Raw genomic sequence first — 24,199 nt, 5'->3', positions numbered from 1 at the left:
TCGGAGGATCTGTGCAGTTGTACTTCGCCAACCACCGGGCGGTGTGGCGGGTTGGGGACGTGGCCGGGGTTGATCGCGCCCTGCTGGAGGAGTCGCTCGAACGGCATCGGCTGCCTGCCGGTACGCCGGTGCTGTTGGACGATGTGATGCGGCCGGTCGAGCCGCTGTCGTCGTGGTTCCGAAGGCTGGCTTGGCGTCGGATGGCCGCGAAGACGATGCGGACGTACGCCTATGCGGTCTTGATGCTGCTGGGCTTCCTTCAGGCACGCGGCCGGGACCTTCGTTCGGCAACCGAGTCCGACATCATCCAGTTCGAGCAGTGGCGGCTTGAGCACGCCGAGGAGACGGTCGAGGAGCCGACCTGGGACAAGGACGCGGCCGCGATCGGGCAGCTCTACGACTTCCTGATCGACATCGGCTATGTCACGGCCCGCCCTTGGCGGTCGACTTCACGGGGCACGTCGCTGGCCAGTGGCAAGAGCACTGACGTCCGTGTCCGGCACATGGAGATCGATCAGTACATCTACCTCCGGGACGTCGGCTTCGGCGGCTTGACGCCGGATGCCGGCCTGGACGCGTCGTTCCGCGGCTGGCGTCCGCACCGCAACCGGGCGGCCTGCGAACTGGCTCTGCTGACCGGGATGAGAATCCAGGAGTGGTCGACGCTGCTGCTGCCCGAGCTCGGCCTGATGCCCGGCATCAGGCCCCGCACCGCGGACGTCGATCTGGCGGCCTGCGCGAAAAGGAAGCAACGCCGCTCGGTCTATGTCCCGGTCGACGCGATGGAACTGCTGGACCCCTATCTCACGATCGAGCGTCCGGAGATCGTCGCGGCGGCACAGCGCACGCTGCGGCGCCAGCACCGGGATCTGTTCGTGGTGACGGGGATCGAGGCGGAGGGCCGAAGGCTCCGCGGCGTCCTGGAGGGCCGCACGGTCACCCGGGTGGTCAAGGACATGGACACGGACCTGCGACGGATCACCGTGCTGGAGACGGGCGACGGCCTGGAGCCCCTCGCGCTCTTTGTCGGCAGGGGCGGGAAGATGCTCAGCGCCTCGGGCTGGGACCGGGTCCGCTGGCGGGCCTGGGACCGAATGACTACCTGGGCGACGCACCAGGACACCCCACTGATGCCCCGCCTCTGCTGGTGCTACCACGACCTGCGGCACACCTTCGCTCTGCGGCTCTTGATCTTCCTCACCAGGGAAGCCCTCGGTGACGCCGAGACCCAGGAACTGCCCATGGCGACGCTGCTGGATCACATGACCGGCAACCCCCTGCTGACCGTCCAGCACAGGCTCGGCCATCTGCGGCCCTCGACCACCTACCGCTACGTCCGCTACCTGAAGGACCCGATGCGGGAGGTCGATGACGCCTTCCGCCAGTGGACCGCGGCCGGCGGCGCCTCCTACATCACCATCGCCCGGCACATGTTGAACCTGGAAGAGCACGCTCATGCCTAAAAGAGGTGAGTACACCCGAAACTTCCCGGTTCTCGCGCCTCGGTCCGCGGAACCTGAGCCGCCCCGGATCGGGCTGCGGTCCGTGACCGCTTGCGAGGCGAACGGCGACAAGGCCGGCTTCATACTCGACCCGGCCGACTACACCTGCAAGACGCTGGTCAACCAACTCGCCGATGAATGGGTCGAGTTGGCTGCCGCCGAGATGTGGTCCGCTGCGACTGTCCGAGGCTACCGCTCGGCCATCGTCTTGTTCTGCGACCACGTCGACGCCTCCGTCCCGCACGCGCGTTCGGCCTCCCTGGGCCAGACCGACCCCGATCTCCACTTCGCAGTGACCGAGTGGATCCGGCTCCTGCCGGCAACCTTCCCGCCCGGCTCGCGCATGCCGGCCTGGCACGCGGGGCGGCTCCGGACACTGATCGCGAGGCGGATCGAGCATCCCGACCGGCCCGTCGCCGGGCACCTTCCCGGGTGGGTGAACGGCGCCTTGGGCCTGCGCCGCGGGCACTACACCGAGCTGGACGAGTTCACCCGGGCCGACAAGAAGGCCCTGGTCCGGGCGGCCTGGGCCGACCATCTGACGATCAGGACGAGGATCAGACGGGGGTGGGAACTTGCCCGAAGCGGCACGGACCCCGCCAAGGGCGGCTGGCACGAGCCGGCGAACCTGCTCTGGGCCATCGCTCACCAGGAGGGGGCCTGCGAGGAGATCATCCGGCATCTGCCCCGCTGGCGGGACATGCCCGCGTCTCTGCGTGATCTTGTGCCCTCGCGAGTCGATGCCCGTTCCGGGCAACGGATGCTGGTGCGGTTTCTGGTCCGGCAGCTCTACCTGCACAACCTCGACCTGCAGAGTTATCGGATCTTGCTGATGGCGGCAACGGGCCGGTCCGCGGAGGAAGTCGTCACCCTGACCGAGGACTCAGTCGAGTTCGGCCCTCGCAGCGTGTTGATCGATTTCACCAAGGGGCGGGCTCACGCACAGATGCGGCAGGCCTTCAGCACCGGCGGCGAGCCTGCAGCGGCACTGCACCCCAGCACGCCGCGGCTGGACGCCGCCGAACTGGTCCGAACACTCCTTGAGCTGAGCCGGCCGTTGGCCGAGCGGGCCGGGGCCGACCCGGTCCCGCTATTCCTGAAGGCCTCCTTGCACGTCCACTCGTTACGGATCGCGCCGTTCGACGGCGCCCAGGACGGCGGGAACCTCGCCAGCTGGCTCCAGGCCCACGACGTTCGCGTCGATGGACCGGCTGACATCCGTCGCCTGCGCAAGTCCGGGAAGGTCGAGAAGGCCATCGCGTTCAAGGGCCGTGTCAGCGACATCGCCGACGACCACAGCGAGGAGGTCTTCCGCGGCCACTACGCACACGGCACCACCTTGCGGGTGATCTCCGGGAACGTGATCACTGCCGCCCAGCGCCGCTGGCTCAACAAGGCCCTCGAAGGCCCCATCGTGCTCAGCGAGGACGCCGAACAGTCTCTTTCCGAGCCGGGATCGGGCGACGTACTCGGCCTGACCCGCGAAGAGATCGAGGACCTTCGCTCGGGCCAGCTCGACATGGGTGTCTCCAGCTGCAAGGACCCCTTCACCTCACCGTTCGGCCGCCCCGGGCAGCTCTGCCCGGTCGCCCCGGCCCGCTGCCTGGAATGCCGAAACGCGTTCGTGCTGCCCTCGAACCTGCCGCAGCTACTGCTGTTCGCCGACCACCTGGCCCGGCTCCAGCTCCGCTTGTCCCCGCAGCACTTCCACGCGCTCTGGGGACAGAGCCGGGTCAACGTCAACGAGGCGATCAAGGCCCGCACGGATGCCGAGATCGCCGAGGCCCGGCGGCAGATCGCCGATGAAGGCCTGTCCTTGCAGCTTCCTCTCGCCGCACACGTGGAGTTCGACGCATGACCCGCCTCCCACTGCCCGCAGCCCGCTCCGTGTTCCGGGACGACGAACCGGTGATCCAGTCGCAGCCCCTGCTGCCCGGCGCCACGTCGCCCCGGTTCGGGGACATCACCGACTGCTGGGACTTCAACGATGTCGTCCGCCGGCCCGCGAACCAGGACCGGGCCAGCCGGCGGGTCTGGCTGCGCGGGCTCGCCCCGGATTGGCACCTTCTGGGCCGCGAGCTGTCCATGATCTGGTTCAACCCGCAGCATCCCGCCCTGCTGGCCCGCGGCATCCACCTACGGGCCACACCTTACGACGTCAATACGGTCAGGCTCAGGATGCTGCATCTACGCACGCTGGCCGCGTTCGGCGTCGACCAGCAACTCCCCGACAACATCACCCTCTGGAGCGACGAGGACTTCCACCGATACGTTGATCAGCATCACACTCCCGGCACGACGACCCAGATGGAGCCCATCACGGTCATCCGGGCTCTGCACCGGTTCCGCACCGTTCTGGCCTGCGGTGGCCGCGAGACGGACCCCTGGCCGGGGATGAGCACGCGCGACATCCTCAACATCTCGCGCGACGCCCCGCTGAAGACACCCGTGGTCAAGCCGGAGACCTGGTTCCCTCTGGTCCGGGCCGCCTGGACCTACGTCGACACCTTCGGCCCCGACATTCTCAAGGCCCTTAACCGCTGGCAGGCCATCCAGGCCGGCTTCTACGACGGTCCCATCGATGAGATTCACCGCCGTTTCGCGGCCTGGCTGGACGATCCCGCCAGCCGCGTTCCCGTCCACTCCGCCCAGAACGGGCGATGGGTGGTCAACTGGTCACTGCTGAATGCGCTCCTCGGGCGTCATCCCCGCAGGTTCAACTTCTTCCCCACCGACACCAAGTCCGGCCGGGCCCGCCGCCGCACAGTCGAGGAACTCGCCGAGACCGGCCGGGTCCAGGTCGGCCTGCTGCCCCGGCTGGCCGTGGTCGAGCGGACCGACGGGACACGTGGTCCCTGGCACGAATCGCTCCAGCCGCAGCAGCTGCACTTCGAGGCCCTGGCCTTGCGCAATGCCTGCTACTGCCTGGTCGTCGCCTTGTCGATGATGCGCGACTCCGAGATCCGGGAGATCTTCAAGGGGTCCGTTGTCGAATATTTCGGCACCACGGCGGTGAAGTCGACCAAGCAGAAACTCGATCCGGACCTGCCCACCAAGCACTGGTGGATCGTCGGCCAGGTCGCCCGCGCCATCGAGACGGTCGAGCAGCTGTCCCCGCACCCTGAACTCGCCTTCGGCTCCGTTCCCGGCTACGGGCCCGAGACGCTCTTCGACAGCGGCGACGCGCTCCTGGACTTTATCCGACGCGTCAACGAATTCCGCCATGTCACCGGGCTTGACGAGATCCCGCCGCAGCACGTCGCTCCACATATGTTCCGCAGGACCATGGCCATGCTCACCCGCGACTTCCCGGGCTCCGAGATCGCTGTCGGCATGCAGCTCAAGCACGTCGCCACCCGGGCCCTGGCCAACCGGACCACCGCCGGTTACATGGTCAAGGACCCGGCCTGGGCCAAACACCTCGACGACGCCATCGCTGAACGCCGCTTCGACCGGCTCAAGGAACTCTTCGCCGCGGACAGCCGCGGCGAGACCATCGGCTTCGGCCCCGGCGCCGACCGGATGCGCGAGGCCTTCGCCGCGGTCCGCCAGAAGGCGGAGGAACTCCGAGCCACCGGCCAAGCCCAGCGCGGCGACATCCGCGTCGAGCACAGCCTGCTCCGCCGCACCCGCTTCTCGATCCGCTTCGGCATGCTCAATCACTGCACCATGAACGACGACGATCCCTCCGGCGCCAAGTGCATCGAGGACGCCATCGTCCCCGAAGGACATCGAGGCCCTCTGCTGGACCGCTGCCAGCCCTCCCGATGCGCAAACAGCATCCTCGGCCCTGAACACCTGCCGATCTGGAAGGCCGAGCGATCGTCCCTGAACCGTCTGCGGGCCGACACGTCCCTGCCCAGGAACCGCCGGACTCACATCGACGCACAGCTCCACGAGGTCAACCTCATGATCAAGAAGGCCGAGCAGTGACCGTTTCACCCAAGACTGAACGGGCCCTTCGCGACGCGATGGAACGACTCCTCGCCGGCGCCCCCGAGCGCACCGACGGCAAGCTGACCAAAAACAACCTCTGCCGCGAGGCCCAGGTCAGCCGCGCAACGATGAACCGGGCTGCCGACGTCCTAGCGGAGTGGGACAGCCGCGTCGGGACCAGCCCCGCCGACCTCCGGGAGCAAGAGCGCGACGCCGAACTCACCGAGCTTCGCAGCAAACTCCGCAAGAGCCGCGATCAATACCGCCAACTCCAGGACCAGGTCGACGCCGCCGCAACCGTCATCATGACCCTCCTCTCAGAGAACGCCGCACTTCGCGAGCACGCAGACAGCCGCTCAGCCGCCGTCGTTCCGCTCCCCCTCGGCCGAGCGCAAGCCACCCAGGAGTGATCAACATGTCTCATGAGACACAGCGACCGACCATCTGGACGCCGCCGCCGTGACCACCACGCTCCTCGCCGAAGCGGCAGCCCTGCGAACCGCCACGGCCGATTCCCTCGAAGTGCCAGTTCACGGGCCGTTCCGAGGTGGCAAAAGGCCTATCCATCGCACACTGCGGCGTGATCGAATAGGGGATGGCATCTTTCTGGACTGGCCAACGGATACGCCTGCGAGGTATCGAGCCCGACGACTGGACCGCGTTCATGCGCTTCGCCGTGGACGAGGAGCGGTTAGGAGACCTGCTGCACCCACCTCGTTCCGCAGAGGGCTTCCGCACCTGGGCGAAGGAGCAGTCTTCTGCCAAAACCGATGGCGACCGCTTCGGGTTGGCAATCGAAGCAATCGACACGGGGGAAATAGTCGGTGCTGTCGGCTCGCACCAAGCTGATCCACATGCGGGCTGGTTCGAGTACGGCGTCACGATGGGCGCTGAACATCGGCGCAAGGGCTACGCGGCAGAAGCCGTGGTGACGCTACTGCGCTACATGTTCGCCGAGCGGCGCTATCACAAGTGCGTAGCACGGCTCTTCGCACACAACGAGGCATCGCTGGCACTTCATCGTCGGCTCGGTTTCGTCGAGGAGGGTCGGCTCCGCGATCACGTGTTCTTCGCTGGTCGGCACCATGATCTCGTCATGATGGGCATGCTCGCAGACGAGTTCGCCCAGTTGCACACGATGAGCGAACTTTGAGTGCCTCACTCAGATGACCCACTTCGGGGGCCACGGCTGTCTCATGAGACACACCTAAGTCTGGAGAACCGGGGCTGGCGCAGGGCGTCCAGGGGCTGGCTGTGGAACTCGGGTGCCTCGTCCAGGAACAGCACGCCGCGATGGGCGAGGGAGACCGCCCCGGGCCGTGCGATGCCGGGGCCTCCGCCGACGAGGGACTGCATCGTGGCCGAGTGGTGCGGGGCGCAGTAGGGAGCCACGTCGATGAGCGGCTTGCCCGGCGGCAGCAGCCCGGCCACCGAGTGCACCGCCGTGACCTCCAGCGACTCCTCCCTGGTGAGCCGGGGCAGGACGGCGGGCAGCCGCTCGGCGAGCATGGTCTTGCCCGCGCCGGGCGGACCCTCGAGGAACAGGTGGTGCCCACCGGCGGCGGCCACTTCCAAGGCCGTACGGGCCGAGGTCTGGCCCACGACGTCCGCCAGATCGTGATCGTGTTCGTGCTGCGCGGCGCCGACACTGTGCATGCCGGTGGCCGCGCCCGTGCCCGGCACGCGCAGACCGGCCAGGAGGGGGTCGGGACGGCCCTGCTCGTCAGGTTCCTCCTCGGGGACGGGCTCCTCGGTGAGCACCGCGATGAGCTGGCGCAGACTGCGGACGCCGAGCACGGAGACACCGGGGACCAGCGAGGCCTCGGCGGCCGCGCACTCGGGTACGACCACCTGCTCGTAGCCGGCGTCGGCCGCGGCGAGCACGGCCGGCAGAATGCCGCGGACCGGTCGGACCCGGCCGTCCAGGCCCAGCTCCCCGATCATGACGATGTCCGCGAGGACACGCGGATCGATCCGCTCGGCGGCGCCGAGCACCGCACAGGCGACGGCCAGGTCGAAGCCGGAGCCGGCTTTGGGCACCGAGGCCGGGCTGAGTCCGACGGTGAGCTTCTTCTGCGGCCACTCGCCGCCCGAGTTCACCACCGCCGCCCTGACCCGGTCCCTGCTCTCCGTCAGACTCTTGTCCGGGAGGCCGACCAGAGTGAAGGCGGCGACGCCTGGTTCCAGGTCGGCCTGGACCTCGACGACCACTCCCTCGACGCCGACCAGGGCCACCGAGCAGGTGCGGGCGAATCCCATTCAGGCCACCCCCCGTGCGTGCTCGACGGACGGGGCGCCGCGGTGGGGCAGCAGGACGCCGATCAGGTCGATGCGGACGCCGCCCGGTGGTGCGCCTCCGTGGGCCTGGATCCAGTGCTCGGCCAGCTCGCGCAGCCGGGCCGCCTTCTCGGGGGTCACCGCGGCCATGGGGTGTTCGTAGTCGCCGCCCCTGCGGGTCTTCACCTCGCAGACGACGAGCGCGTCACCCTCACGCGCGATGATGTCGATCTCGCCGGAACGGCCGCAGCGCCAATTGCGCTCCAGGATCGTCATTCCGGCCTCGGCGAGCCGCCGGGCGGCCAGGTCCTCGCCGTACTTGCCGAGTGCTTCTCGTGCGTTCATGTCGGCACCACCTCCGGCGCCAACCGTCACGCATCCTGCCCCAAGATGTTGATCTTGGTGGACAACTCGGCGGTTGTGGAAAACCCCGTCACCCGCCCGGCAGCTCCAGGTCGCTCTTGTTCAACTCCTCGATGTTCACGTCCTTGAACGTGAGCACCCGTACCTGCTTCACGAAGCGCGCCGGCCGGTACATGTCCCACACCCAGGCATCGGCCATCGACACCTCGAAGAACACCTCGCCCTGTACCGAGTGCACCTGCATCTCGTAGTCGTTGGTGAGGTAGAAACGCCGCTCGGTCTCGATCACGTATTTGAACAGACCGACGACATCTCGGTACTCCCGGTAGAGCTTCAGCTCCATCTCGGTCTCGTACTTCTCGAGGTCCTCGGCGCTCATGGCAATGTTCCCCTTCAGCCGTGCGATCCCCCCATTGTGCGCCAGTCCGACGGCCCCTCAGACGATTTCCGCATCGAGGGTCACGGGACTGGCCGGGGGACCTTCGTCGAGCAGCCTGCGCAGCAGCTCGGCGAGTCTGGTCGGATACACCGTCTCATGTGCCCGGGTCAGTTCCTGACACGTCCACCAACGCGCCCCGGCGACACTGCGCCGCTCCAGCTCCGTCAGCCCCTGCGCCGCGGTGGCCGTCTGCGTCGTACGGGCCAGGTAGTACCACTCGTCCTGGTCCCAGCGGCGGCCCGCGAACGGGAAGGAGCACACACGGCGCCACAGCACCGGGCCGAGCTCGACGTCGGTGATGCCGGTCTCCTCGGCGAGTTCCCTGAGCGCGGCCTCCTCGCGCGTCTCGGCGCCCTCCAGACCGCCGCCGGGGGTGAACCACCAGTCGTCGGCCGGATCGTCCGGCTCATGGCCGTGCAGGAGCAGGATGCGGTCCTCCGGGTCGAGGAGGACCACCCGGGCCACCTTGCGCAGCCCGCCCTCGTACGAGTCGTCGCCGGTCCGCGTGGTCTCAGCGGACACCGGCCGCCTCCGGGCGGGCGCCGCCGGCACGCCTGCGGCCCATGCGCTTGGCGATCGGGCCGTAGGCGCCGCCGGCCAGCACCAGGACGGCGCCGGCGACGATCAGCAGCTCGATCGTGGACAGGGGACCGGGCTGGGAGAGCGCGCCGAGGGTTTCGAAGCCGGTGGGGCGCTTCAGCGGGCCCTTCCAGGGCCAGATGACCGCGTCCACGCGGGCGGTCACGGCGTCGCGGGAGACCGTGCCCTTGGCCGCGTCGGTGAGGTGGGCCGTGGAGTCCAGGGAACCCTGGCGCTCGTCACCGAGGAGGAACAGACGGCCCTGGGGAACGGTCACCGTCGGGAAGTTCTTGATCTCGGCCAGGCTGCCCTTGGGCAGATAGGGCTCGTCGATCTGCTTGCCGTTGACGGTCAGCTTGCCGTTCGTGCAGCAGGAGACGGTGTCGCCGCCGACCGCGACCACGCGCTTGACCACCTTGGCGCCCGTGACCCAGCTCTTGTCCTCGAAGACGACGACGTCACCGCGCTTCAGCTCACTGCCGTCGACCTTCTGCGCCAGCACCCGGTCACCGGCGTCGATCGTGGGCGTCATGGAGGTGGTGGGTACGGTGTACGGCCGGTAGCTCACCGCCGCCCAGGCGAATCCGCCGAGGAACAGCACCAGACCCAGTGCCACGGCCACCGAGGACAGCCGCTCTCCGAGCCGGCTGCCGCCGGGCTGTGCCGTGCCTGTCCCGCCACTGTGCGGGGCCGTACGCGTCGTGCTCTCGCCACCCATGGACCCGCACCCTACCCGGCAGTACCGGGCAGGGGCAGCCCCTGTTTCACGACCGCTGCCGGACCGGGGGCAACGACCTGGCAGGCGTCGGACTCACAGATTCCGGATCGCCTCGGCCAGATCGGCCCCGTACGCGGCCCAACAGCCCACCGAGCCGTCGTCGTGGAGGGACCCCATGTACCACTCACCGTCGTGGTCGACGAGGCAGAGTTCGCCGAAGGCCAGCACGTACGAGGGGCGCAGCGGCTCGGGATCGCCGCCGCTGCCGTCCTCGACGTAGACGTGCCGGTCCGGGGAGAGCGGGACCGCACGCGCGTCGCCGGAGTGGGCGCGCAGGCGGTCCACCGTCCATCCGTCGGGGAGCGCCGGGACCTCTTCCGGTCACCGGCTGCCCGCGGCCGTCTTCCGCTCGGTCTTGGACTCCAGCCGGTCCGCGCGACGGCGTCGCCACACCGCCACCGGCAGCACCGCGGCGACGGCCACGCCCTGCGGGGCCACCGTCAGGGCGGCGGACTCCGCGGGCTGCTGGTTGATGCCCGGCTGGTCGAAGGTGTCCGGGATCGGCAGGGTGCCCCAGCGGTTGATCGGCCAGGCCTTGACGATCGCACGGCCCACGACGTCGTTGACGGGGACCATGCCGTGGTTCTTGTCGGACTGGTTGTAGCGCGAGTCGCGGGAGTTCTGGCGGTGGTCGCCCATCACCCAGATGTAGCCCTTGGGGACCGTCACCTTGAACTGGCCGCCCAGCTCGTCATCGGTGCACGGCGTGTTGCCGGGGTAGACGTACGGCTCGTTCAGCGCCCTGCCGTTGACCAGCAGCGGGCCGGTGCCCTTGCACTCGACCGTGTCGCCGCCGACGCCGATCACGCGCTTGATGAGGTCCTTCTCGTTGGCGGACGGCATCAGGCCGATCCAGCTGAGGACCTTCTGCACGGCGTTCGGGCTCGCCGCCGGTTCGCCCGCCAGCCAGTCGTCCGGGTCGTGGAAGACGACGACCTCGCCGCGCTCGGGCTGGGAGCCGAACCACGGGGTGAGCTTGTCGACCAGGACACGGTCACCCACCTGGAGGGTGTCCTGCATCGAGGCGGACGGGATCGAGAACGCCTGCACCAGGAACGTCTTGATCAGCAGCGCCAGGACCAGCGCGATGACGACGAGGATCGGCAGCTCCTTCCAGAAGGAGCGCGGCTTCCTCGGCCGGTCCGCGGCCTCGCCCGCACCCGAGCCCTCGGTCCTCGGCCGCTGCCCGTCGTCCGGCGTGCCCTCGTCGCGCGCCGCGTCATTCCCGGAGATCATGGCGCCGTCCGGCACGGGGGCGTTCGCTTCCACGGGGCGCCCGCGGTGCTCCTCGCCGTCGTGCCCCGACCGTGCGCCAACCGCCACATCCCCCACACCAACTCCTTACTCCGTGCCGCCGCCTGCCCCACATACGACGCAGGCCCACCACTCCCATAACGAGCGGGAGTTCCGCAGGGGTCGGGAGCTGGGTCGTTCCATTCGGATTCTCGGAGGCAACCCTATGCGACAGCGGGGTACCGGCGGTCGCACCCGCCGCTGAGTCGGCGACGCTTGCGAAGGTTTTAGGTTCCTCGAGGCGTGTCCAGTGGCCGATCGGCCAGCCGATGGCGACGGCACGGCCGACCACGGATTTCTCGGACACCGTTCCGCCGTACGGCGTGTTCTGGTGGAAACGGGAGTCCGCGGAGTTGCCCCGGTGGTCGCCCATGACCCACAGCCGGCCCTTGGGGACGGTGATGTCGAAGGGCTGGGCGGACGGCGCGTCACCCGGATAGATGTAATCCCCTTCGGTGAGCGGTACGCCGTTGACGGTTACCCGGCCCTGCTGGTCACAGCACTTGACGTGGTCGCCGCCGACCCCGACGACCCGCTTGATCAGGTCCTTCTCGTTGTCGGAGGGCAGCAGGCCGATGAAGGTGAGGCCTTCCTTGAGCTGCTTGACGACGACCGGGTCGTGCTTCTTGGCCGTCTGTTCGTCGGCCAGCCAGCCGCCCGGGTCGTGGAAGACGACGACGTCCCCGCGCTGCGGCTTGGAGCCGAACCACGGGGTGAGCTTGTCGACCAGGACGCGGTCGCCGATGCGGATCGTCTGCTCCATCGAGCCGGACGGGATCACGAACGCCTGGACGAGGAAGGTCTTCAGGACGAGTGCTATGAGGACGGCGACACCGACCAGAAGAGGGATCTCCCGAACGGCTGAACGCCGGCGCTTGCGCTTGACCTTGCGCTGGAGTTTCCGCCGCTCCGCGCGCGTGCGGCCGCCGCCGGGCGCGGAGGTGCGGCGCGATCCGGTGGGCAGCAGATTGTCGGCGGGGTTGCTGGGCACTCCGCGCGGTTTGCCGCGGTTACCCATGCGCGCCCTCCGGGGCGGGCACGCGCGCGTAGGCGGAGGGCCGCGTCAGGTGCGTCGCGTGGTCGGACGGCCACAGGATCCAGTCGGCGCGGCCGATGACCTCGCCGACCGGGATCATGCCGCCGCCGGGCGAACCGAGATGGTCGCGGGAGTCACTGGAGTCGCTGCGGTGGTCGCCGAGGACGAACAGGCGGCCGGCGGGTACGACGACGTCGAAGGGCACGCTGGAGGCGCTGTCCCCGGGATAGAGGAACGCCGACTCGTCGACGGCGCGGCCGTTCACCTCGATCCTCCCCTGCTTGTCGCAGCAGACCACATGGTCTCCCCCCACACCGACAACGCGCTTGATGTAGTCGGCATCCCCGAAATACCCCGTGCCGTCGAACACGATCACCTCGCCGCGGCGCGGCGCGGCACCAAAACGGTACGCCAACTTATTTACGAGAACGCGGTCCCCGATCCTCAAGCCCTGTTCCATGGATCCGCTCGGAATCTGGAACGGTTGCACCACGAAAGCGTTGAGGACGAGCAAAAACGCCAGGCAGAGGAAGAGTGTGAGGGTGATCCGGCCGCCCGGCAGCCAGTCGACGATCCGCGCAGCCAACGCGAAACGCGACCGTCCCTCCGGGCCCGGGGAATCCCGGTGGGAGGAGCGGTCGCGTTCCGTCGGCTGTGCTTCGGTGTCCATCGGGGCGAGATGCTATCCCGCCCCGCTATGGGCTCCGGCGAGTGCTCAGCTCTCGCGCTTCTCCTTGATCTTCGCGGCCTTGCCGCGCAGGTCACGGAGGTAGTACAGCTTGGCGCGACGCACGTCACCGCGGGTGACCAGCTCGATCTTCTCGACGATCGGGGTGTGCACCGGGAAGGTGCGCTCGACGCCGACGGAGAACGAGACCTTGCGGACCGTGAAGGTCTCGCGGACACCGGAGCCCTGACGGCGGATCACAACGCCCTTGAACTGCTGCACACGGGAGCGGTTGCCCTCGATGACGCGGACGTGGACGTTGACGGTGTCACCCGGGCGGAAGGCCGGGATGTCGCTGCGCAGCGACGCGACGTCGACGGAGTCGAGCAGGTGAGACATTTCGTCTGCTTTCTTCGCTGATGCCACAGGTCATCAACGGAAACTAGGTGTTTGCACGAAGCCGTGTGCGGGTCGGGGCGGGCGTCGTGTCCCCCTGTGGCAGGGGCGCACACCGGACGGGCGCACAACAGCGGCCTATTCTTCCACGCCGTCGGCCCGCCGCCAAAATCGGCCGTACGACTCGCCCGTCGGGTCGGGCTCCCAGCCCAGGACGGAGAGCATCTCGCGGTCCTTCTTGTCGAAGGCCTTGGGGTCGCAGCGCTCGATCAGGTCGGGCCGGTTGGCGGTCGTCCGCCTGAGCGCCTCGTCGCGGCGCCAGCGGGCGATCTTGCCGTGATGGCCGCTGAGCAGCACGTCCGGGATGTCCCGGCCGCGCCAGACGGGCGGCTTGGTGTAGACGGGGCCTTCCAGGAGGCTCGCCATCGCACCGGGCGCGAAGGAGTCGTCGCGGTGGGACTCGGCGTTGCCGAGGACGCCGGGCAGCAGCCGGGCGACGGCCTCCGTGATGACCAGTACAGCAGCCTCGCCGCCGGCCAGCACGTAGTCGCCGATGGAGACCTCGTGGACGGGCACGCGCGTGGCGTATTCGTCCATGACGCGCCGGTCGATGCCCTCGTAGCGGGCGGGCGTGAAGATCAGCCAGGGGCGCTCGGAGAGCTCCACGGCCAGCTCCTGGGTGAAGGGGCGGCCGCTGGGGGTGGGCACGATCAGCGCGGGGGCCGTGGCGCCGGTCTCGTAGCCGTCGGCGAGGATCGTGTCCAGGGCGTCGCCCCAGGGCTCGGTCTTCATGACCATGCCGGGGCCGCCGCCGTACGGGGTGTCGTCGACGGTGTTGTGCCGGTCGTACGTCCAGGACCGCAGGTCGTGCACGTGCACGTTGAGCTGTCCACGCGCGCGTGCCTTGCCGACCAGGGAGACGTTCAGCGGCTCCAGGTACTCGGGGAAGATCGTGACGACGTCGAGGCGCATCAGGGCTCGTCCCGGTTCGAGTCGATCACCGCGCGGTCGTCGATCAGACCCGGCGGCGGGGCGATGACCGCCTTCTGCTCCTCCAGGTCGATCTCGGTGACGATCTCCTCGACGAACGGGATCATCACCTCGGTCCCGTCCGGGCGCTCCACGATGAACAGGTCCTGGGAGGGCAGGTGCGAGATCTCGGTGATCCGGCCGACCTCCGCCCCGTCCTCGGTGACCACGTCGAGGTCGATGAGCTGGTGGTCGTAGTACTCGTCCTCGCCCTCGGGCAGCTCCTCCGGGTCGACCTCGGCGATCAGGAGGGTGTTGCGCAGGGCCTCGGCCGCGTTGCGGTCGGTGACGCCCTCGAAGCGCAGCAGGAGGCGGCCGCTGTGGACGCGCCCCGTCTCGATGGTCAGCGGTCCCGCGGAGGCGGGGTCCGTGCCGAGTACGGCGCCGGGGGCGAGCCTGACTTCCGGCTCGTCGGTACGCACCTCGACGGTGACCTCGCCCTTGATGCCATGGGCACGGCCGATCCGTGCGACTACCAGCTGCACGTGTCCAATTCTCCTGTCATCTCCTGGTCGGCGTCCTGCTCATACGACTGCGGGCCGGGGACGGCCAGTGGCCTTCCCCGGCCCGAGCCGGTTGCGATGAAGCGTCAGCGGACGTGGTCCACGTCGACGAGGTCGACGCGGACACCGCGGCCGCCGATGGCGCCCACGACGGTGCGCAGGGCACGCGCGGTGCGGCCGTTGCGGCCGATCACCTTGCCGAGGTCGTCCGGGTGGACCCGGACCTCGAGCACGCGTCCGCGGCGCAGGTCGCGCGAGGCGACCTGCACATCGTCAGGGTTGTCGACGATGCCCTTCACGAGGTGCTCAAGCGCCTCTTCGAGCATGCTGCTCAGGCCTCGGTCGACTCGGACTCGGCAGCCGCCTCGTCCTTCTTCTCAGCCTTCTTCTTCTGGGTGATCGCCTCACCCTTGCCCTCGTCGTCGCCGCCGAGCGCCTCGAACGACGGACGGGCCGGCTTCGGCTCGGCGGTGAGCAGCGGCGCGGGGGCCGGCTCGCCCTTGAACTTCTGCCAGTCGCCGGTCTTCTTCAGGATGGCGAGAACGGGCTCGGTCGGCTGCGCGCCGACACCCAGCCAGTACGCCACGCGCTCGGCGTCCACCTCGATGACCGACGGGTTGTAGGTCGGGTGGTACTTGCCGATCTCCTCGATGGCCCGGCCGTCACGGCGGGTACGGGAGTCGGCGACGACGATGCGGTAGTGAGGCGAACGGATCTTGCCCAGACGCTTCAGCTTGATCTTGACTGCCACGGGAGTGGGTTCTCCTGGATTTGACGTGGTTGGGCACGGCGAGCTGCCGCGTGGGGTTGCGGTACCCGAGTGCCCGATGGACGCGTCAGCCGGAGGAGAGAGGGGTCCTGTGCGGCTGTCGAGTACAGCTAGCCATTGTGCCATACCCTGCGGGTCGCTTTTGGCCGAGCGTGAGACGGTCGGCCTCGGGCATGCCTGGGAGGCACCCGGCGTGGAGGTGAGGTCACGTCGGGTGCGCTGCCCGGTGCTGTGAAATTGCCGGCCGAAGGCCCGCCACCGGCACCCACGAGATGCCGGTTCCCGCGGCCCGTGTCACGCCGCTCCCGCGACCTCCGGGATTCTGAAGGGCTTGCCGCAGCCGCCGCAGACGATGGGGGCCTGGGCGAGGACCGAGGGGACCACGCGGACGTTGCGGCCGCAGTCGCAGACCGCCTTGACCCGGACGCCGCCGCCGGAGGAGCCGTGCCGGGCGGCCGGGCCGCGGAAGCTGCGGGTGGTGTCCGAGGAGGTCGCCGCCGTGTGGGCCTTCAGTGCGCGCTGCAGCCGCTCGATGGTCGGGCGGTAGCGCCGCTTGGCCTCGGGGTTGAGTGTGACCAGCGAGAAACCGCTGCTCGGGTGCGGCTCCTCCGGGTGGTCGAGGCCCAGCTCCTCGGCGATCGCGAGGAAACGGCGGTTGTGGTACCGGCCGGCGCGGGAGGTGTCGCGGATCCCACGGGCGGCGGCGATGCCGTGGACTGCCTCATGGAGCAGTCGCTCGAAGGAGAGCTCGTGTCCGCACGCGGACGACGACTCTCCGATCAGGGATTCTGGCGCGGCGAGGTCCGGCAGCTCGGGGTGGTACCGCTGAATGTCGGCCCACGCCTGCGCCAGCTCTGCGGCGAGAACAGGTGGTGTCTGTGTCGTGCTCACGTAATGACAACGAGCGGGAGCTCGAATGTGTTCCTATTCCGGGGCATCCCAAATAATTTGCACGTACCCGTCAGTTGCCGCTGATGCGTCCGGACGAGGGCGGGTGCGCTGATCTGCGGAGAAGCCGCGCAGCTCGTACCAAGGTGGTGCGTAGGCCGCCGTACGACCCGGCATGTAGACCCCGGTGCGAGTGTGGTCGGCGGTTGCGCAAGAGACGTTTCGGCCGCTCTGGCCGTGAAGCCTCACTCCGGTCAGCGTCCGGGACGCGCGTGACGTTACCCCGCGCTGTCCGGCCCCCCGGCACCGGCCCGTTTGCCCGGAGCGGTCACCGTACGGCCATCCAGATTGCCGGGATGTGAAATCTCGCCACACCCGCGCCGGGACCCCAAGCCGGGCCCCACGACCCCTGGACGGGGCAGCGAGCCGGGAGTTACCTGACATAGGTGGGAAGTGCGCGCGCACGGTACGGGGACCACGCAACCGGGCACAGCGGCGAACTGTCGGCGGATTGGGGCGCTTACCTATGACACCTACGCTCGTGCGGCAGCACGTGCCTCACGCGGGTTCCGCACCCCGCGTGGACCTGTGCGCACGCGCGCGTGACTGGTCCGAGATCCAGGAGCGGATGCTGGTGCCGCTCTACGAAGCCGTCTACGAGCGACTCGAAGTGGGCCCCGCCACCCGACTGCTGGGCCTGCGCTGCGGCGCCGGGCTCGCGCTGCTGCTGGCGGCCGGCAAAGGTGCCGAGGTGACCGGTGTCGACGCCGCCTCCCCCGAACGGCTCGCCCTCGCCCGGGAACGCCTGCTGCCGGACGCCCGGCGCGGCGCGAACGGAGGGATCTTCGGCGGGACCGGTACACACGGCGGAGGCCGCGACGGGCGTGGTGTCCGCGGCGGGCGCGCTGCGCGCGCCGAAGAGGGCGGCCCATCCGGTGCTCCCGACCCGGACGGCGCTCCCGACCCGTCCGGCGCTCCCAACCCGCACGGCGACAGCGGGCGCAGCCGAAGCGGCCGTACACGCGCGCGTGCCGCCGTGGAACTCGTCGCCGGCTCGCCCGGCGACGCCTCCGGCGCGGAGGCCGCCGCCTACACCCTGGTGACTGTCTTCGAGCCGATCGGGTGTCTCGCAGGCGACTCCGAGGGGCTCGGCGAGCTGCTTGCCGACGCGCTGCCGCTGGCCACGCGCGGGGCCGCCGTGGTGCTGGCCGGCTGGGGTCCGCCGGAGCGCTGCGCCACCTCCTCGGTGCTGCGGGTGGCGACGAAACTGGCCGATCCCCTGCGCAGCGCGCGCAGCTGGCGGCCCGCCCGGCGGGACGACCTGGAGGAGGTCGCCCAGCGGGCGGGGCTGAAGCCGGACGGCTCGGGGCGGGTGGCCTGTCCGTTCGGGTACGCCGACATCGACAGCGCCGTACGGGGGCTGCTGTCGACCGGCCTGTTCGACGCGGCGATCGCGGCGACGGACGCCAAGCAGGTCGACAAGGAGCTGACGGAGGCCCTGCACCCGTACCGGCGCCCGGACGGGCCCGTGTGGATGCCGAACGTCTTCCGTTACCTCGTCGCCCGCGTGCCTTAGGAGTCACCTTCCTTGGTCAGGCGCGTGATCCCGGCGATCCGGTACGCCTCCACCTCCTCCAGCGTCTCGTTCTCCAGCAGCGCCTGCGCCAGGGCGTCCAACTGGCCTCGGTGATCACGGAGTTTGCGGCACGCCTCCTCGTAGCACTCGTCCACGATCCGCCGCATCTCGACGTCGATCACGTCGAGCGTCTGCGGGGCGGCGGAGAGGCCGTAGGCCTGCTGGGCGTCGCTCGGGAGGGCGGACAGGCGGCCGACCCGCTCGCTCATGCCCCAGCGGGCCACCATCCCGCGCGCGATGTTGGTGACCTGTTCGAGGTCGTTCTCCGCACCCGTGGTGACCACTCCGTAGACGACGTCCTCCGCCGCCATCCCGCCCAGGGCGCCGATGATGCGACCGCGCAGGTAGTCCTCCGAGTGGGCGTACCGCTCCACCTCGGGCGTGGACATGGTCACCCCGAGTGCCCGGCCGCGCGGCACGATGGTGATCTTGCGGACCGGATCGGCGCCGGGCTGCAGCATGCCCAGGAGGGCGTGTCCGCTCTCGTGGTACGCGGTGCGCCGGCGGTCCTCCTCGGGCATCACCAGGGTGCGCTCGGCCCCCAGCTGGACCTTCTCCAGCGCCTCCGACATGTGCGAGGCGGTCACCTGCTCCTGCTTGCGCTTCACCGCGAGCAGAGCGGCCTCGTTGGCGAGATTGGCCAGATCCGCGCCCGTCATGCCCGGGGTGACCCGGGCCAGCTGGGTCAGGTCGACGTCGGGCGCGAGCGGGATGTCCCGGGTGTGGATGCGCAGGATCGACTCGCGCCCGGAGCGGTCCGGCGGCGCCACGCTGACCACCCGGTCGAAGCGGCCGGGACGGGTCAGGGCCGGGTCCAGGATGTCCGCGCGGTTGGTCGCCGCGATGACGATCACGCCCTCCGCGCCGGAGAAGCCGTCCATCTCCGTGAGGATCTGGTTCAGCGTCTGCTCGCGCTCGTCGTGTCCGCTCATCGAGGAACCGCCGGCGCGCGCCCGGCCGATGGTGTCGATCTCGTCGATGAAGATGATCGATGGCGCCACTTTCCGGGCCTCGGCGAACAGTTCGCGGACACGGGAGGCGCCGACGCCGACGATCATCTCGATGAACTCGGACGCCGAGGCGGAGAAGAACGGCACGCCGGCCTCGCCCGCGACCGCGCGGGCGAGCAGGGTCTTGCCGGTGCCTGGCGGACCCGAGAGCAGCACACCACGGGGCAGCTTCGCACCCATCCTGCGGTAGACGTCGGGGTGCTCCAGGAAGTCGACGACGTCGTCCAGTTCGCCCTTGACCTCGTCGATGCCGGCCACGTCCGCGAAGGTCGTGCGCTCGGTGCCCGGCCGCAGCCCGACCGGTTTGGGCGGCGCCCGGCGGCCGAACAGGCCACCCGCGCCGGGCAGGGCCCCGCCGATCCGCCGTGCGAAGAAGATCCACACCACGGCCAGGACCGCGATGGGGATCAGGGAGATCAGCACGTTGGACAGCAGGCTGCGCTCCTGCACGACGGGCCGCGCGGTCACCGTCACCCCGTGGCTGCTCAGGTTCTGCCACAACCGGTCGGCCGCGAAGGCCGGGCGCTGTGTCTTGAACCGGGTGTACGAGCCGCCGCCCTCGGGGTTGGCCCGCGCACTCTTGAGCTGGCCCTGGATCGCGTCACCCTTGGAGTAGATCTTGGAGACGTTGCCGGCCGTGACCTGCCTGCTGAACTCCGTGTACGAGATCGTCGGCTGGTTGCCCTGGCCGAGATAGTTCAGTCCGACATAGGCCAGCAGGAAGACGATCACCGCGGTGACGAGCAGTCCCCACCACTTGCCGCCGCGGATCCTTCCGCCGCCGGGCCGCCGGGGCGATTCGTCGGGGGTGCCCTCGGTGCGCCACGGCTGATCAGGAGTCTTGCGTGGTGGCGCCGCATCGCTCATATCTGGACGTTAAGGCATATGGCGGACGTCGGCATGCGCTGAGGGCGCCCCCTCGGCCAGGGGGCGCCCTCAGGGACGTACGCGCGGGACTCAGCCCATGAACTTCTTGAACTCGTCCGGCAGCTCGAAGTCCTGACCACCCTGCTGGGGGAGCCCGAAGGCGCCGCCCTGCGCGGCGGCCTCGCGGCGCTGGGCCTCCTCCAGCTCCTGCTGCTTGCGCTTCATCGGGTTGCCGGAGCGCTGCTTGCCCTTGGCCTTCTTCTGCTGCTTCTTCTGCCGGCCGGGGCCGCCGCCCATGCCCGGGATCCCCGGCATGCCCGGCATACCGCCGCCCTGGGCCATGCGGGACATCATCTTGCGGGCCTCGAAGAACCGCTCGACCAGGTTCTTCACCGCGCTGACCTCGACACCGGAACCCCTGGCGATACGGGCGCGGCGGGAGCCGTTGATGATCGTCGGGTCCTGGCGCTCGCCCGGGGTCATCGACTTGATGATCGCGGCGGTACGGTCGACGTCCCGCTCGTCGATGTTCTGGATCTGGTCCTTGATCTGGCCCATGCCCGGGAGCATGCCGAGCAGCTTGCTGATGCTGCCCATCTTCCTGACCTGCTCCATCTGGGCCAGGAAGTCGTCCAGGGTGAAGTCCTGGCCCTTCTTGGACGCCAGCTTCGAGGCCATCTTGGCGGCCTCTTCCTGGCTGAAGGTCTTCTCCGCCTGCTCGATCAGGGTGAGCAGGTCACCCAGGTCGAGGATGCGGGAGGCCATCCGGTCCGGGTGGAAGGCGTCGAAGTCGTCCAGCTTCTCGCCGTTCGACGCGAACATGATCGGCTTGCCGGTGATCTGCCGGATCGACAGGGCGGCACCACCGCGGGCGTCACCGTCGAGCTTGGAGAGCACCACGCCGTCGAAGCCGACGCCGTCACGAAAGGCCTCGGCCGTGTTGACGGCGTCCTGACCGATCATCGCGTCGACGACGAACAGGATCTCGTCCGGGGAGACGGCGTCACGGATGTCCGCGGCCTGCTGCATCATCTCGGCGTCGATACCGAGGCGGCCGGCGGTGTCCACGATCACGATGTCGTGGACCTTGGACTTGGCGAAGTCGATGGAGTCCTTGGCGACCTTCACCGGGTCGCCGACGCCGTTGCCCGGCTCCGGCGCGTACACCGCGACACCGGCGCGCTCGGCGACGACGCTCAGCTGGTTGACGGCGTTCGGGCGCTGGAGGTCGGCGGCGACCAGCAGCGGGGAGTGGCCCTGCTCCTTGAGCCACTTGGCGAGCTTGCCCGCGAGGGTGGTCTTACCGGCACCCTGCAGACCCGCCAGCATGATCACGGTGGGCGGCTGCTTGGCGAAGCGGAGGCGCCGGGTCTCGCCACCGAGAATGGTGACGAGCTCGTCGTTGACGATCTTCAGGACCTGCTGGGCCGGGTTCAGCGCCCTGGAGACCTCGGCGCCGAGCGCCCTCTCCTTGACGTTCTTGATGAAGGTCCGGACGACCGGGAGGGCGACGTCCGCTTCCAGGAGCGCGATACGGATCTCGCGCGCCGTGGCGTCGATGTCCGCCTCGCTGAGGCGCCCCTTCCCGCGGAGATTCTTGAAAGTCGCGCTGAGGCGGTCGGAGAGGGTATCGAACACGGTGGCGTCGGTCCTCGGAAGTCGGAGACGGTTCGGGCTGCCCTCCAGGGTATCCGGCCCCGCAAGCAAATCGTCCCCGCCTGCTCTGGTCAGCGACCGGGAACACACCACGCGGCCGCCGGGGTCACGCCCGCAGCGTCTCCTCCAGGACCCGTGCCAGCGACCCGGCATCCTCTCCCGGCAGCGGTTCCCCCGCGCCGGTCGTGACGTAAAACGCATCCACCGCGTTGGAACCCAGCGTCGACACGTGCATGCTCCGCACCCGCACCCCTGCCTTCTCCAGGGCCATCCCGATCCGGTACAGCAGGCCCGGGGCGTCCTGGGCACGGACCTCGATCACCGTGGCGTGGTGGGAGGCCGCCGGAGCGACGGTCACCCTCGGCGGCGGGGCCACCCAGCCGCGCCGGCGGGGGTAGGCGGCGTCCCGTTCGGCGAGGCGGCCGGCGATGTCCAGGGTGCCGTCGAGGGCGCGGACGAGATCGGCACGCAGCCGGGTGGCCTGCGGCAGGGAGCCGTACTCGGCGGCCACCCGCCAGTTGAGCAGCAGCACCGAGCCGTCGTCGACGTCGTCGGGCAGGCGCAGGGTGCGCAGCTCGGCCGTGCGGACGGTGAGCCGGTGCACGGCGAGGACACCGGCGACGGCGGGGAGGACGGCGGGCTGGTCGGGTACGGCGATGATCAGCTCGACGCCGAGGGGTTCCTGGACGGACTCCTGCTCGGGGACCGGTTCCGTCTGGGCGCGCAGCGCGAGGACCGGGCCGCCCGTGCGGTAGGCCTCGATCGCCAGCCGCTCGTGCTCGGCCGTGGGCGCGGCGGGCTCCGGCTCGGCGGGGGCGTCGCCGGCGAGCACGGCGGAGACCCGCCGCACCAGCTCTGCGACGAGGGAGCCGCGCCAGGAGGACCAGGCCGCGGGGCCGGTGGCGAGGGCATCGGCCTCGGTCAGGGCGTGCAGCAGCTCCAGGGTGCTCTGGCTGCCGACCGCCTCGGCGACCGAGCGGACCGTGGCCGGGTCGTCGAGGTCGCGGCGGGTGGCCGTCTCGATCAGCAGCAGGTGGTGGCGGACCAGGACGGACAGCACGTCCACGTCCGCGCGGTCGAAGCCGATCCGGGCCGCCACGTCCTTGGCGATGATCTCGCCGGCCACCGAGTGGTCGCCGGGCCAGCCCTTGCCGATGTCGTGCAGCAGGGCGGCGACCAGAAGCAGGTCCGGGCGGCTGACGCGGCGGGTGAGTTCTGAGGCACGGACGGCCGTCTCGATGAGGTGCCGGTCGACAGTCCAGATGTGGACGGCGTTGCGCTGCGGGCGGCAGCGGACCCGTTCCCAGTCCGGCAGCAGGCGGCTGATCAGGCCTTCCGCCTCCAGTGCCTCCCAGACGTCGACGGTCGGGCGGCCGGAGCCGAGCAGCGTCACCAGTTGCTCACGGGCCTCGGCGGGCCAGGGCGTGGGCAGCGGGCGCGCGGTGGCGGCCATGCGCCGTACGGCGTGCAGGGAGAGCGGGAGGCCTGCCTGTGCGGCGGCGGCCGCGGCGCGCAGGGGGAGCACGGGGTCGCGCTCGGGGCGTGCGGCGCGGGCGAGCACCACCTCGCCGTCCTGTTCCACCACGCCCTCGGCCAGCGGCGACCGTTCTGCGACGGGCTTGCCGCCGCCCAGCATGGCGCGCAGCCGGGGACGGACGGCGCGCGACCGCAGCACGCGCCCCACCTCACGCCAGGTGACGTCACTGGCGTACGAGATGACCCTCGCCGCCTCGTAGACCTGCCGCAGCAGGGTGTCCGCGTCCAGCAGCCCCAGCTCGGCCGCCACCTGGTCCTGCTCCTGAAGCGCGAGCCGGTCGGTGGCACGGCCGGTGGCCAGGTGCAGCGCGTCCCGTACGTCGAGCAGCCGCCGGCGGGCGTCCGCGAGACCCTCGCGCGGGGCGTCGGCGAGCCAGGAGGCGGCGACGGCGCGCAGGGCGGTGGCGTCCCTCAGACCGCCGCGGGCCTCCTTGAGGTCGGGTTCCAGCAGGTACTGCAGCTCGCCGTGGCGCTCGGCGCGCTCGGTGCAGAGTTCCTGGAGTTCGGGAAGGCGTTTGGGGGCCTGGTTGCGCCAGTCGGCGAGGACGGCGGTGCGCAGGCCGGCGGTGAGGCCGGGGTCGCCGGCGAGGTGACGGGCGTCCAGGAGGCCGAGTTGGACCTTCACATCCTCCCCGGCGGTCTTGCGGGCCTCCGCCGGGGTGCGCACGGAGTGGTCGAGGGCGACGCCGAGGTCCCAGACCGGGTACCAGAGGCGGTCGGCCAGGGCGGCGACGGCCTTGGTGTCACTGCCGTCGTGCAGCAGGAGCAGGTCCAGGTCGCTACGCGGGGACAGCTCGCCACGGCCGTAGCCGCCGACGGCGACCAGGGAGGCGCCCGGGAATCCCTCGGCGGCCGCCGTGAACAGCCAGGCGAGCCAGTCGTCGGTCAGTTCCGCGAGGGCGGCACGGCGCGACGGCCCGGACCGCGCCCCCTCGGTGAGGAGGCGCAGCCGGGCCGCCGCGTAGCCGCTGGGTCCCGAGTCCTCTGCCATCCGCTCGTCCGTTCCCGTCACCCAGCGACTCCCGTTCTCGAAAGTTGT

23 protein-coding genes and 1 pseudogene are annotated in these 24,199 nt (G+C 69.9%); 6 read left to right on the top strand and 18 right to left on the bottom strand.

Going from position 1 to position 24,199, the window contains the following annotated elements:
* Positions 1-17: 17 nt before the first annotated feature.
* From AB0M27_RS06510 to AB0M27_RS06490, 5 genes are all read left to right on the top strand, one after another.
* Positions 18-1,463, top strand: coding sequence for a site-specific integrase (locus AB0M27_RS06510; protein WP_365718553.1), 1,446 nt, complete (start codon positions 18-20; stop codon positions 1,461-1,463).
* A gap of 82 nt (positions 1,464-1,545) precedes the next feature.
* Positions 1,546-3,360, top strand: a complete 1,815-nt coding sequence (locus tag AB0M27_RS06505) for a hypothetical protein (protein ID WP_365718551.1) — start codon at positions 1,546-1,548, stop codon at positions 3,358-3,360.
* Positions 3,357-5,435 carry a hypothetical protein gene (locus tag AB0M27_RS06500; RefSeq protein WP_365718549.1) on the top strand — a complete coding sequence of 693 codons (2,079 nt, stop codon included), beginning with the start codon at positions 3,357-3,359 and terminating at the stop codon, positions 5,433-5,435. The genes AB0M27_RS06505 and AB0M27_RS06500 overlap by 4 nt, the downstream gene beginning before the upstream one ends.
* Entirely contained in the window at positions 5,432-5,848 is a 417-nt protein-coding gene (locus AB0M27_RS06495; protein WP_365718547.1) for a hypothetical protein, read from the top strand. Before AB0M27_RS06500 ends, AB0M27_RS06495 begins: the two co-directional genes overlap by 4 nt.
* Before the next feature lie 185 nt (positions 5,849-6,033).
* A complete protein-coding gene (locus tag AB0M27_RS06490) occupies positions 6,034-6,591 on the top strand; it encodes a GNAT family protein (protein WP_365718545.1) in 558 nt (185 codons plus the stop codon).
* A gap of 71 nt (positions 6,592-6,662) precedes the next feature.
* On the opposite strand, the pseudogene AB0M27_RS06485 reads toward AB0M27_RS06490, so the two are convergent.
* The 15 genes and pseudogenes from AB0M27_RS06485 to AB0M27_RS06415 form a co-directional block, all read right to left on the bottom strand.
* Positions 6,663-7,697, bottom strand: a pseudogene (locus AB0M27_RS06485) (ATP-binding protein); the annotation flags it as partial.
* On the bottom strand, positions 7,698-8,090 hold the full coding sequence (locus AB0M27_RS06480) for a YraN family protein (RefSeq protein WP_365718543.1): 393 nt from the start codon (positions 8,088-8,090) through the stop codon (positions 7,698-7,700).
* Positions 8,091-8,148: 58 nt separating this feature from the next.
* The gene (locus tag AB0M27_RS06475; RefSeq protein WP_003965949.1) at positions 8,149-8,457 is read right to left on the bottom strand and encodes a DUF2469 domain-containing protein; all 309 of its coding nucleotides are present in this window, start codon (positions 8,455-8,457) and stop codon (positions 8,149-8,151) included.
* A gap of 57 nt (positions 8,458-8,514) precedes the next feature.
* Complete coding sequence (locus tag AB0M27_RS06470; RefSeq protein ID WP_365718540.1) at positions 8,515-9,039, bottom strand: NUDIX hydrolase; 525 nt, start codon at positions 9,037-9,039, stop codon at positions 8,515-8,517.
* Positions 9,029-9,814: a signal peptidase I gene (gene lepB / locus AB0M27_RS06465; RefSeq protein WP_365718538.1), complete on the bottom strand. Its 786-nt coding sequence runs from the start codon at positions 9,812-9,814 to the stop codon at positions 9,029-9,031. The genes AB0M27_RS06470 and lepB (AB0M27_RS06465) overlap by 11 nt, the downstream gene beginning before the upstream one ends.
* A gap of 93 nt (positions 9,815-9,907) precedes the next feature.
* Positions 9,908-10,159 carry a hypothetical protein gene (locus AB0M27_RS06460; RefSeq protein ID WP_365718536.1) on the bottom strand — a complete coding sequence of 84 codons (252 nt, stop codon included), beginning with the start codon at positions 10,157-10,159 and terminating at the stop codon, positions 9,908-9,910.
* 36 nt (positions 10,160-10,195) lie between these two features.
* Positions 10,196-11,206: a signal peptidase I gene (gene lepB / locus AB0M27_RS06455; protein WP_365718534.1), complete on the bottom strand. Its 1,011-nt coding sequence runs from the start codon at positions 11,204-11,206 to the stop codon at positions 10,196-10,198.
* Positions 11,094-12,185, bottom strand: a complete 1,092-nt coding sequence (gene lepB / locus AB0M27_RS06450; RefSeq protein WP_365718532.1) for a signal peptidase I — start codon at positions 12,183-12,185, stop codon at positions 11,094-11,096. Before lepB (AB0M27_RS06450) ends, lepB (AB0M27_RS06455) begins: the two co-directional genes overlap by 113 nt.
* On the bottom strand, positions 12,178-12,873 hold the full coding sequence (lepB, locus tag AB0M27_RS06445; protein ID WP_365718530.1) for a signal peptidase I: 696 nt from the start codon (positions 12,871-12,873) through the stop codon (positions 12,178-12,180). Before lepB (AB0M27_RS06445) ends, lepB (AB0M27_RS06450) begins: the two co-directional genes overlap by 8 nt.
* A gap of 45 nt (positions 12,874-12,918) precedes the next feature.
* Positions 12,919-13,269 (bottom strand): 50S ribosomal protein L19, encoded by a 351-nt coding sequence (rplS, locus tag AB0M27_RS06440; protein ID WP_365718528.1) that lies wholly within the window; start codon positions 13,267-13,269, stop codon positions 12,919-12,921.
* A 135-nt stretch (positions 13,270-13,404) separates the two neighbouring features.
* Positions 13,405-14,238, bottom strand: a complete 834-nt coding sequence (gene trmD, locus AB0M27_RS06435; protein ID WP_365718526.1) for a tRNA (guanosine(37)-N1)-methyltransferase TrmD — start codon at positions 14,236-14,238, stop codon at positions 13,405-13,407.
* The gene (rimM, locus tag AB0M27_RS06430; protein ID WP_365718524.1) at positions 14,238-14,780 is read right to left on the bottom strand and encodes a ribosome maturation factor RimM; all 543 of its coding nucleotides are present in this window, start codon (positions 14,778-14,780) and stop codon (positions 14,238-14,240) included. The genes trmD and rimM overlap by 1 nt, the downstream gene beginning before the upstream one ends.
* Positions 14,781-14,884: 104 nt before the next feature.
* The gene (locus AB0M27_RS06425; protein WP_005479813.1) at positions 14,885-15,124 is read right to left on the bottom strand and encodes an RNA-binding protein; all 240 of its coding nucleotides are present in this window, start codon (positions 15,122-15,124) and stop codon (positions 14,885-14,887) included.
* A 5-nt stretch (positions 15,125-15,129) separates the two neighbouring features.
* Positions 15,130-15,549 (bottom strand): 30S ribosomal protein S16, encoded by a 420-nt coding sequence (gene rpsP, locus AB0M27_RS06420; RefSeq protein WP_208898581.1) that lies wholly within the window; start codon positions 15,547-15,549, stop codon positions 15,130-15,132.
* 312 nt (positions 15,550-15,861) lie between these two features.
* Positions 15,862-16,458, bottom strand: coding sequence for a hypothetical protein (locus AB0M27_RS06415; protein ID WP_055704355.1), 597 nt, complete (start codon positions 16,456-16,458; stop codon positions 15,862-15,864).
* A 577-nt stretch (positions 16,459-17,035) separates the two neighbouring features.
* Between AB0M27_RS06415 and AB0M27_RS06410 the strand changes: the two genes are divergently transcribed.
* On the top strand, positions 17,036-18,031 hold the full coding sequence (locus tag AB0M27_RS06410; RefSeq protein WP_365718521.1) for an SAM-dependent methyltransferase: 996 nt from the start codon (positions 17,036-17,038) through the stop codon (positions 18,029-18,031).
* On the opposite strand, the gene ftsH is transcribed toward AB0M27_RS06410, so the two are convergent.
* From ftsH to AB0M27_RS06395, 3 genes are all read right to left on the bottom strand, one after another.
* On the bottom strand, positions 18,028-19,968 hold the full coding sequence (ftsH, locus tag AB0M27_RS06405; protein ID WP_365718519.1) for an ATP-dependent zinc metalloprotease FtsH: 1,941 nt from the start codon (positions 19,966-19,968) through the stop codon (positions 18,028-18,030). The two genes, AB0M27_RS06410 and ftsH, sit on opposite strands and share 4 nt — an antisense overlap.
* Positions 19,969-20,058: 90 nt before the next feature.
* Positions 20,059-21,606, bottom strand: a complete 1,548-nt coding sequence (ffh, locus tag AB0M27_RS06400; protein ID WP_365718517.1) for a signal recognition particle protein — start codon at positions 21,604-21,606, stop codon at positions 20,059-20,061.
* Between the two features lie 124 nt (positions 21,607-21,730).
* Positions 21,731-24,172, bottom strand: coding sequence for a [protein-PII] uridylyltransferase (locus AB0M27_RS06395; protein ID WP_365718515.1), 2,442 nt, complete (start codon positions 24,170-24,172; stop codon positions 21,731-21,733).
* Positions 24,173-24,199: the final 27 nt, after the last annotated feature.

Origin of the sequence: Streptomyces sp. NPDC052107 (assembly GCF_040680215.1) — a bacterium.
GTDB lineage: Bacteria > Actinomycetota > Actinomycetes > Streptomycetales > Streptomycetaceae > Streptomyces.
Note: the sequence above shows the minus strand (reverse complement) of the source record. Positions and strands in the feature narration are given on the sequence as shown.